This window comes from Hydrogenophaga sp. 70-12, from assembly GCF_001897365.1.
Classification (GTDB): Bacteria; Pseudomonadota; Gammaproteobacteria; order Burkholderiales; family Burkholderiaceae_C; genus Hydrogenophaga; species Hydrogenophaga borbori.
The window spans coordinates 1-8,947 of the sequence record NZ_MKSS01000267.1; the positions used below are offsets into that span (position 1 = coordinate 1).

The 8,947-nt window shown below is 67.9% G+C and carries 10 protein-coding genes; 6 read left to right on the forward strand and 4 right to left on the reverse strand.

Annotated features, from left to right (window positions below; translation table 11 throughout):
* Nucleotides 1–212 precede the first annotated feature (212 nt).
* The 6 genes from pilB to BGO22_RS14805 are packed head-to-tail and all read left to right on the forward strand — an operon-like array spanning nt 213 to nt 5,661.
* Complete coding sequence (gene pilB, locus BGO22_RS14780; protein ID WP_070399114.1) at nt 213–1,943, forward strand: type IV-A pilus assembly ATPase PilB; 1,731 nt, start codon at nt 213–215, stop codon at nt 1,941–1,943.
* 34 nt (nt 1,944–1,977) lie between these two features.
* Nucleotides 1,978–3,195 carry a type II secretion system F family protein gene (locus BGO22_RS14785; RefSeq protein WP_070399115.1) on the forward strand — a complete coding sequence of 406 codons (1,218 nt, stop codon included), beginning with the start codon at nt 1,978–1,980 and terminating at the stop codon, nt 3,193–3,195.
* Complete coding sequence (locus tag BGO22_RS14790) at nt 3,195–4,052, forward strand: prepilin peptidase (RefSeq protein WP_286851483.1); 858 nt, start codon at nt 3,195–3,197, stop codon at nt 4,050–4,052. The genes BGO22_RS14785 and BGO22_RS14790 overlap by 1 nt, the downstream gene beginning before the upstream one ends.
* Entirely contained in the window at nt 4,049–4,657 is a 609-nt protein-coding gene (gene coaE / locus BGO22_RS14795; protein ID WP_286851485.1) for a dephospho-CoA kinase, read from the forward strand. The genes BGO22_RS14790 and coaE overlap by 4 nt, the downstream gene beginning before the upstream one ends.
* Before the next feature lie 43 nt (nt 4,658–4,700).
* Nucleotides 4,701–5,456, forward strand: a complete 756-nt coding sequence (gene zapD, locus BGO22_RS14800; protein WP_070399233.1) for a cell division protein ZapD — start codon at nt 4,701–4,703, stop codon at nt 5,454–5,456.
* Nucleotides 5,457–5,460: 4 nt separating this feature from the next.
* Nucleotides 5,461–5,661, forward strand: a complete 201-nt coding sequence (locus tag BGO22_RS14805; protein WP_116958339.1) for a DNA gyrase inhibitor YacG — start codon at nt 5,461–5,463, stop codon at nt 5,659–5,661.
* Nucleotides 5,662–5,674: 13 nt separating this feature from the next.
* On the opposite strand, the gene BGO22_RS14810 is transcribed toward BGO22_RS14805, so the two are convergent.
* The 4 genes from BGO22_RS14810 to BGO22_RS14825 form a co-directional block, all read right to left on the reverse strand.
* Nucleotides 5,675–6,124, reverse strand: a complete 450-nt coding sequence (locus BGO22_RS14810; protein ID WP_204744288.1) for a (deoxy)nucleoside triphosphate pyrophosphohydrolase — start codon at nt 6,122–6,124, stop codon at nt 5,675–5,677.
* A complete protein-coding gene (locus tag BGO22_RS14815) occupies nt 6,121–7,005 on the reverse strand; it encodes an ATP-binding protein (RefSeq protein ID WP_070399120.1) in 885 nt (294 codons plus the stop codon). Before BGO22_RS14815 ends, BGO22_RS14810 begins: the two co-directional genes overlap by 4 nt.
* A complete protein-coding gene (gene argJ, locus BGO22_RS14820) occupies nt 7,002–8,249 on the reverse strand; it encodes a bifunctional glutamate N-acetyltransferase/amino-acid acetyltransferase ArgJ (RefSeq protein ID WP_286851487.1) in 1,248 nt (415 codons plus the stop codon). Before argJ ends, BGO22_RS14815 begins: the two co-directional genes overlap by 4 nt.
* Before the next feature lie 50 nt (nt 8,250–8,299).
* The coding region (locus BGO22_RS14825) for an SEC-C metal-binding domain-containing protein (protein WP_286851489.1) at nt 8,300–8,947 on the reverse strand (648 nt) is incomplete at its 5' end.

The following is an 8,947-nucleotide window of genomic DNA, read 5'->3' on the forward strand; positions in this document are numbered from 1 at the left end:
CGTAGAGGCCGGAGGTTCGAATCCTCTCACCCCGACCATCATCTGGTCACATCAACGACCGCTGCGCGGCCCAGTAGCGCTCCAAGGCCCCCAGCTGGCGGCTCGCCCGACGCAACGCAGATACAACGTCAATCGACGTGAGTCCCTGTTTTCCGGATAACTGGCGTCAATTGTGACGTCCAAGTTGTTGATTTCCGTTAGATTACGGGCATATGGCGTCAGTTGATTCGGTGAACCAGGACAGTCCGTCCATGGCCCTTCCGGGGCTTGGGCGCGCGCTCGTGTCCGCGGGCAAGCTCAACCAGCGCGCGGCCGAGGACCTTTACCGCAAGGCCCAAAGCAGCCGAACCAGCTTCATTGCCGAGTTGACCGGCTCCGGCGCGGTGTCGCCCACGGACCTGGCGCACACCATGTCGGTGGCTTTCGCGGCCCCCCTGCTCGACCTCGATGCCATTGACGTGCAGCGGCTGCCTGCCGGCTTGCTGGACGCCAAGATCTGCGCCGACTTCCGCATCGTCGTCCTCAGCAAGCGCAACAACCGCCTGATCGTCGCGACGGCGGATCCGTCCGACCAGCAGGCGGCCGAAAAGATCAAGTTCGCCACGCAGATGGGCGTGGACTGGGTCATCGCGGAGTTCGACAAACTCAGCCGCCTGGTCGAAGCGCAGACCAAATCGGTCACCGAGGCGATGGAGAACATCGTCGGCGACGTCGAGTTCGATGAGCTGGCGGCCGAAACCACCACCGCCGATGCCGCCGAAAAGGCCAGCGAAGTCGACGATGCCCCGGTCGTCAAGTTCCTGCACAAGATGCTGATCGACGCGTTCAACATGCGCGCGTCCGACCTGCACTTCGAGCCCTACGAACACCAGTACCGCGTGCGCTTCCGCATCGACGGTGAACTGCGCGAGATTGCCTCACCCCCGGTCGCCATCAAGGAAAAGCTGGCCTCGCGCATCAAGGTCATCTCGCGGATGGATATTTCCGAGAAGCGCGTCCCGCAAGACGGCCGGATGAAGCTCAAGGTCGGGCCCGATCGCGTCATCGACTTCCGCGTCAGCACACTGCCCACGCTGTTTGGCGAGAAGATCGTGATCCGTATCCTCGACCCAAGCCAGGCCAAGATGGGTATCGACGCCCTGGGCTATGAGCCGGAAGAGAAAGAGCGTCTGCTGGAGGCCATCCAGCGCCCCTACGGCATGGTGCTGGTCACCGGTCCCACGGGCTCCGGCAAGACGGTCTCGCTCTACACCTGTCTGAACATCCTGAACAAGCCCGGCGTAAACATTTCGACGGCCGAAGACCCGTCCGAAATCAACCTGCCCGGCGTGAACCAGGTGAACATGAACGAGAAGGCGGGCCTGACCTTTGCCGTCGCGCTCAAGGCCTTCCTGCGCCAGGACCCGGACGTGATCATGGTCGGCGAGATCCGCGACCTGGAAACCGCCGACATCGCGATCAAGGCCGCGCAGACCGGTCACATGGTCATGTCGACGCTGCACACCAACGACGCGCCGACGACACTCACGCGGATGATGAACATGGGCATCCCCACGTTCAACATCGCCTCCAGCGTGATCCTCATCACCGCCCAGCGACTGGCGCGCCGCCTGTGCCCCAACTGCAAGGCGCCGCTGGACGTTCCCCGCAAGGCCTTGCTCGAGGCCGGCTACAAGCCCGAGGAGCTTGACGGCACCTGGACGCCCTACAAGCCGGTGGGCTGCTCGGCCTGCAACAACGGCTACAAGGGGCGCGTCGGCATCTACCAGGTGATGCCGATCTCCGAAGAGATCCAGCGCATCATCCTGCGCGGCGGCACCTCACTGGACATCGCGCAGCAGGCCAGCAAGGAAGGCGTTCGCTCGCTGCGGGAGTCCGGCTTGCTCAAGGTCAAGCTGGGACAGACCTCGCTCGAGGAAGTCCTCAGCGTGACGAACGAATGACCCACCGCTCACCCACAGCCCCCTGAGGAATTCCATGGCCACCGTCGCAAGCAAGAGCGTCAAGGACTTCGTGTTCGAATGGGAGGGCAAGGACCGCAACGGCAAGGCGGTGCGTGGAGAAACGCGCGCCCAGGGTGAGAACCAGGTGACGGCCACGCTGCGCCGGCAAGGCATCATCCCGGTCAAGATCAAGAAGCGCCGCACGTCGTCCGGCAAGCGCATCAAGCCGAAAGACATCGCGATCTTCACGCGCCAGCTGGCCACCATGATGAAGGCCGGCGTGCCGCTGCTGCAGTCCTTCGACATCGTGGGCCGCGGCAACCCCAACCCCAACGTCACGCGGCTGCTCAACGACATCCGCGCCGACGTGGAAACCGGTACCTCGCTGAGCGCGGCCTTCCGCAAGCACCCGATGTACTTCGACAGCCTCTACTGCAACCTGATCGAGGCGGGCGAAGCGGCCGGTATCCTGGAAGACCTGCTCGACCGCCTCGCCACCTACATGGAGAAGACCGAGGCGCTGAAGTCGAAGATCAAGTCGGCCCTGATGTACCCCACCGCCGTGATCATCGTGGCCTTCGTGGTGGTGGCCGTCATCATGATTTTCGTGATCCCCTCCTTCAAGGAGGTGTTCACCTCGTTCGGCGCCGACCTGCCCGCGCCCACGCTGTTCGTCATCGCCATGAGCGAGTTCTTCGTCCAGTACTGGTGGCTGATCTTCGGCGGCCTCGGCGGCGGCATCTACTTCTTCCTGCAGGCCTGGAAGCGCAACGAAAAGGTCCAGCGCTTCATGGACCGCCTGCTGCTCAAGCTGCCCATCTTCGGCGACATGATCGAGAAATCGGTGGTGGCGCGCTGGACGCGCACGCTGGCCACCATGTTCGGCGCGGGCGTGCCGCTGGTCGAAGCGCTCGACTCCGTGGGCGGTGCGTCGGGCAACTCGGTCTATGCCATCGCCACCGAAAAGATCCAGCAGGAGGTGTCGACTGGCACCAGCCTCACGGCCGCGATGACCAACGCGAACATTTTCCCCTCGATGGTGCTGCAGATGTGCGCGATCGGCGAGGAATCGGGCTCCATCGACCACATGCTGGGCAAGGCCGCCGACTTCTACGAGGCCGAGGTCGATGACATGGTGGCCGGCATCTCCAGCCTGATGGAGCCGATCATCATCGTGGTGCTCGGCACGGTGATCGGCGGCATCGTCGTCTCGATGTACCTGCCCATCTTCAAGCTCGGCCAGGTGGTCTGATGGCGGAGCTGGCCACCGGTGCGCCCGCCGCGGCGCTGTTGGGCTTGCTCGGCCTGCTCGTGGGCAGCTTCCTGAATGTCGTCATCCACCGGCTGCCCAAGATGATGGAGCGGCAATGGGCCGCCGAATGCGCGGAGTTGCAAGGCACGGCGCAAGAGGCCCAGGCACCGGCAGACCGCTACAACCTCCTGGTGCCGCGCTCCGCCTGCCCGCATTGCGGCCACACCATCCGCTGGTACGAGAACATCCCCGTGCTGAGCTACCTCGCGCTGCGGGGCCGGTGCAGCCAGTGCGGCGCGGGCATCGGGCCGCGCTATCCCCTGGTGGAAGCCGCCACCGGTGCGCTGTTTGCCTGGGCAGGCTGGCACTGGGGCCTCAACACCGCCGGCCTGGCCTGGTGCGGGTTCGCCGCGGCCGTGGTCGCGCTGGCCTGCATCGACTGGGACACCACCCTGCTGCCCGACGACATCACGCTGCCCCTGCTGTGGGCGGGCCTGGTCGCCGCGGCACTCGGCGTTACGCCCACCCACCTGGCCGATGCCGTCTGGGGGGCGGTCGGCGGCTACCTGTCCTTGTGGCTCGTCTACTGGGCCTTCAAGCTGCTCACCGGCAAGGAAGGCATGGGCTACGGCGACTTCAAGCTGTTCGCGGCCTTCGGCGCTTGGTTCGGCTGGCAAGCGCTGGTGCCCATCATCCTTATGGCCTCGGTGATCGGTGCGGTCGTCGGCGTTGGCATCAAGCTGGTGGGTCGCCTGCGCGAAGGTGGGTATGTGCCCTTCGGCCCCTTCCTCGCGCTGGGGGGGCTCACCGCCATGGTGTTCGGTCCCTCGGCCATCCTGGCCGCCGTCGGCCTGTGAGCGCCGCGCGACCGGCCTGGCGGATCGGCCTCACGGGCGGCATTGGCAGCGGCAAAAGCACGGTCGGCGCCCGGCTGCAGTCGCTCGGTGCGGAGCTCATCGACGCGGACGCCATCTCCCGCGCCAGCACGGCGGCCGGGGGCGCGGCCATTCCCGCGGTGCGCGACGGCTTCGGCCCGGATTTCATCGACAGCGACGGCGCGCTGCACCGCGCCCGCATGCGCGAACTGGTGTTCGCCGACCCCGGCGCCCGCCAACGGCTCGAGGCCATCGTTCATCCCATCGTCGCGCGCGAGATCGCCATCCGCGTGACCCAAAGCAACAAAGCTTGCGTCGTGTTCGACGTGCCCTTGCTCGCCGAGTCGCCGCGCTGGCGGCCCCAACTCGACCGAGTGCTCGTGGTCGACTGCAGCGAGGCCACGCAGCGCCGCCGCGTGCGCGCCCGCAGCGGCTGGGACGACGCGGTGATCGATGGCGTGCTGCGCAGCCAGAGCCCCCGGGCCCTGCGCCTGGCGGTGGCCGACGCGGTGATCTTCAACGACGAGGACGATCTCGACCGTTTGCATGGGTTGGTGGACCGGCTATCGGTAAGCTTCGGGCTATGATCCGCCCATGCGCGGCCAACACGGCCCCACGCGCCGCGAGCCCGTGATCCTCTACGAATACCCTTTCAACGAACGCATCCGCACCTACCTGCGGCTCGAGCAGCTGTTCAAGCGCCTCGCCGCGCTCGTGCCACGCGACCACCCGCTGGATCACCACTACGCGATCCAGACGCTGTTCGAGATCATGGACGTGGCCTCGCGCGCCGACATGAAATCGGACGTGCTCAAAGACCTCGACCGGCAGAAGCAGGCGCTGGCGGGCTTTCGGGGCAATCCCGCCATCTCGGAGTCGGCGCTCGAAACCGCCATCGCCCAACTCGACACCTGCTTTTCGCAGATCGCCGACGTGCCCGGCAAGCCGGGCCAGGCGCTCACCGAGAACGACTGGCTGATGGCCATCCGCAGCCGCATCGGCATCCCCGGCGGCACCTGTGAATTCGACCTGCCGGCCTACTACCACTGGCAGCACCTGGCCACGGACCAGCGCCAGGCCGACCTGAGCGCCTGGTCGCGCACGCTGGCGCCGCTGGCCGAGGCCGTGGTGCTGTTGCTGAAGATGATGCGCGAGACCGGCGCGCCGCAGAAGGTGGTGTCCAGCGGCGGGCAGTTTCAGCAAAACCTGCCCCAGGGGCGCACCTTCCAGTTGCTGCGCTTGCGCATCGATCCCTCGTCCGGCCTGGTCCCCGAAATCAGCGGCAACCGGCTGATGTTCTCGGTGCGCCTCATGCGCCTGGGCGAGGACCACCGCCTGCACCCGGCGGGCGAGGACGCGAGCTTCGAGCTCGCCTTGTGCGCCTGAGGCCATGGCCGAGCCGGTCGAGCCCCGCATCGTGCGCTGCCCGGCCTGCGGCGGCGACAGCGTCTACGCCCCCAGCAACCGCTGGCGCCCGTTCTGCAGCGAACGCTGCAAGCAAGGCGACCTGGGCGCCTGGGCCAGCGAGCAGTACGCCCTGCCCGACAAGGGCACGCCAGTGAACGACTGGGACGCCGAGTCGCCGCGCTGAACCGCGCCGCGCCTCAGGCGGCGTCGGCCTCTTCCTGCAGCCAGCGCAGCACCGGCACCGTGCCGGGCAACACGGGTTCGCAGCCCACCGGCAGGCGCTCCCAGCGGCTGTCCTGGCCCTCGTGCATCTGCAGCTCGCCGGACCACTGGAACACCTTGCAGAAGTGCAGGCGCACAAGCCCGTGGGGGTAGTCCACCAGCTGGACGCGCCAGACGTTCGCCGGCCCGATGGTCAGGCCGATCTCTTCCTGCAGCTCGCGCCGCAGCGCCTGTTCCACGGTCTCGCCGGCCTCGAGCTTGCCACCCGGGAATTCCCAGTAGCCCGCGTAGACCTTGCCCGCGGGGCGCGAGGTGAGCAGGAAGCGCCCCTGATCGTCGATGAGAACGCCGACGGCCACGTCCGTCGCGCCCTGGGCGGCGACGGCCTCGCGCCCCCCGTCGACGACCAGCACCTCGGCGCTCACGCCCCGGCCTCGGCGCCGTGCGAGCCGGCGTAGTCGCGCGCGAACTGGTAGGCCACGCGGCCACTGCGCGAGCCCCGCTCCAGCGCCCACACCAGGGCCTGCGGCCGCGCCGCCTCGATCGCCCCGGCCGCCACGCCGAAGGACGACAGCCACTGCGCGACGATGGCCAGGTACTCGTCCTGGCTGAAGGGGTAGAAGCTGATCCACAGGCCGAAGCGCTCGGACAGCGAGATCTTCTCTTCGACCACCTCACCGGGGTGCACCTCGCCGTCCGCCGTGTGCGTGTACGTGAGGTTCTCCTTCATGTACTCGGGCAGCAGGTGGCGGCGGTTGCTGGTGGCGTAGATCAGCACGTTGGCGCTGGACGCCGAGACCGAGCCGTCGAGGATGGACTTGAGCGCCTTGTAGCCGGGCTCGCCGTCTTCGAAGCTGAGGTCGTCGCAATAGACGATGAATTTCTCGGGCCGGCCGGCCACCACCTCGACGATGTCGGGCAGGTCGACCAGATCGCTCTTGTCGACCTCGATCAGCCGCAGGCCTTGCGCCGCGTACGCGTTGAGGCAGGCCTTGACCAGCGAGGATTTGCCCGTGCCGCGCGCGCCCGTCAGCAGCACGTTGTTGGCCGGCAGGCCTTTCACGAAGTGCTCGGTGTTGCGCTGGATGCGCTCCTTCTGCGGCTCCACTTCCTTCAGGTCGTCCAGCGCGATGCTGGCGACGTGGCGCACGGGCTCCAGCAGGCCATGGCCGCTGCTGCGCTTGCGGTAGCGGAAGGCATGCGATGCCGACCAGTCCGGCGCGGACAGCGGCCGGGGCAGCACGGACTCGATGCGGTCGATCAGGGCTTCGGCGCGCTGCATCAGGCGCTCGAACGAGGGGTTCATGAGCGGTAGTCGGCGTTGATGGTGACGTACTCGTGGCTGAAGTCGCAGGTCCAGACGGTGTCGCTGGCTGTGCCGCGGCCCAGGCCGATGCGCACCTCGATCTCCGCCGGCTTCATCACGCGCTGGCCGTCTTCTTCACGGTATTGGGGGTGGCGGCCGCCGCGCGTCACCACATGGACATCGCCCAGCCACAGGTCGATGCCGCCCACGTCCAGGTCGTCGATGCCCGCATAGCCCACCGCCGCCAGGATGCGGCCCAGATTGGGGTCGCTGGCGAAAAAGGCCGTCTTGACCAGCGGCGAATGCGCCACCGAATAGGCCGCGCGCAGGCACTCCGCCGTGTCGCGGCCGCCCTCCACGCGGATGGTGATGAACTTGGTCGCGCCCTCGCCATCGCGCACGATGGCGTGCGCCAGGCGCTGGGCCAGGGGCGTGAGCGCGTCCAGCAGGGCGCGGCCCGACGGGCTGGACAGGTCGGTCACCGGCGGATGGCCTGCCTGGCCGGTGGCGATGACCACGAAGGAATCGTTGGTGCTGGTGTCGCCGTCGACCGTGACCCGGTTGAACGAGGCGTCGGCCAGGCGCCGGGCCAGTTCGTTCATGAGTTCGGGCGCCACCGCCGCGTCGGTGGCCAGGAAGCCCAGCATGGTGGCCATGTTGGGCCGGATCATGCCGGCGCCCTTGGCGATGCCGGTGGCGCGCAGCGCGCGGCCCTCCAGCTCGAAGGACACGCTCGCGGCCTTGGGCAGGGTGTCCGTGGTCATGATGCCCTGGGCCGCGGCCAGCCACTGGGCGCCGGAGTCGTGCTGCGCCGAGCAGGCGCTGGTCAGCGCCGCCGGCAGGCCGCCGAGCAGGCGGTCCATGGGCAGGGGCTCCATGATCACGCCGGTGGAGAACGGCAGCACCTGCTCGTGGTGCAGGCCCAGCGAGCGCGCCAGCGCGGTGCAGGTCTGGCGCGCGTCGGCCAGGCCGCTCTCGCCCGTGCCCGCGTTCGCATTGCCCGTATTGATCACCAGCGCGCGCACGCCCTGGCCACTGGCCAGGTGCTCGCGGCACACCTGCACCGGTGCCGCCGCGTAGCGGTTGCGCGTGAACACCGCGCCCACCGCGCTGCCCTCATCGAGCAGGAACACGGTGAGGTCCTTGCGGTTGGCTTTGCGGATGCCGGCTTCGGCGACACCGATGCGCACGCCCGCGATGGGCAGCAGATCGGCCACGGCAGGACTGGAGAGCTGGACAGGCATGGAGAGGTTCTCGGATCGGGAAGGGGACGGCTGGCCAGGGCGCCAGCCGCTCAGTCGAGTCGGCCGTGGCAGTGCTTGTACTTCTTGCCGCTGCCGCAGGGGCAAGGATCGTTGCGCCCCACGCGCGGCACCTCGCCCGCCATCGCCTGGGCGACGGCGGCCTCGGGGCGGGTCTCGGCCTCACCGGTCTCGGTGGGCGCCGTGTAGGTGACGTTGCTGATGGCCTCGGCGCGCTCTTCCATCTGCTCGGCCGCCTGCGAGATCTGCTCAGCCGATTGAACGCGCACGTTCATGAGGATGCGGGTGACGTCGTTCTTCACCGAGTCGAGCAGCTGGCCGAACAACAGGAAGGCCTCGCGCTTGTATTCCTGCTTGGGCTGCTTCTGCGCGTAGCCGCGCAGGTGGATGCCCTGGCGCAGGTAGTCCAGCGCGGCGATGTGCTCGCGCCACTGCGAATCGATGGTCTGCAGCAGCACCACGCGCTCGAACGAGGTGAAGTTCTGCTCGCCAACCTGGTCGACCTTGGACTCGAACACCGCCTTAGCGGCCTCGCGCACGCGCTCGGCGATGTTCTCCGCCTCGACCGCCTCCGCCCCGGCCACCCAACTCGCGAGCGGCACGTCCACCGCCCACTCCTCGCGCAGCGCCTTCTCCAGGCCGGGCAGGTCCCACTGCTCTTCCACGCTTTCCTCGGGCAC

Excerpts from the sequence above, each read along its gene's own strand:
- BGO22_RS14805 (WP_116958339.1), top strand. The coding sequence starts at position 5,461 with ATGGCCGAGCCGGTCGAGCCCCGCATCGTGCGCTGCCCGGCCTGCGGC.
- pilB (WP_070399114.1), top strand. The coding sequence starts at position 213 with ATGGCGTCAGTTGATTCGGTGAACCAGGACAGTCCGTCCATGGCCCTT.
- BGO22_RS14815 (WP_070399120.1), bottom strand. The coding sequence starts at position 7,005 with ATGAACCCCTCGTTCGAGCGCCTGATGCAGCGCGCCGAAGCCCTGATC.
- argJ (WP_286851487.1), bottom strand. The coding sequence starts at position 8,249 with ATGCCTGTCCAGCTCTCCAGTCCTGCCGTGGCCGATCTGCTGCCCATC.
- BGO22_RS14785 (WP_070399115.1), top strand. The coding sequence starts at position 1,978 with ATGGCCACCGTCGCAAGCAAGAGCGTCAAGGACTTCGTGTTCGAATGG.
- BGO22_RS14790 (WP_286851483.1), top strand. The coding sequence starts at position 3,195 with ATGGCGGAGCTGGCCACCGGTGCGCCCGCCGCGGCGCTGTTGGGCTTG.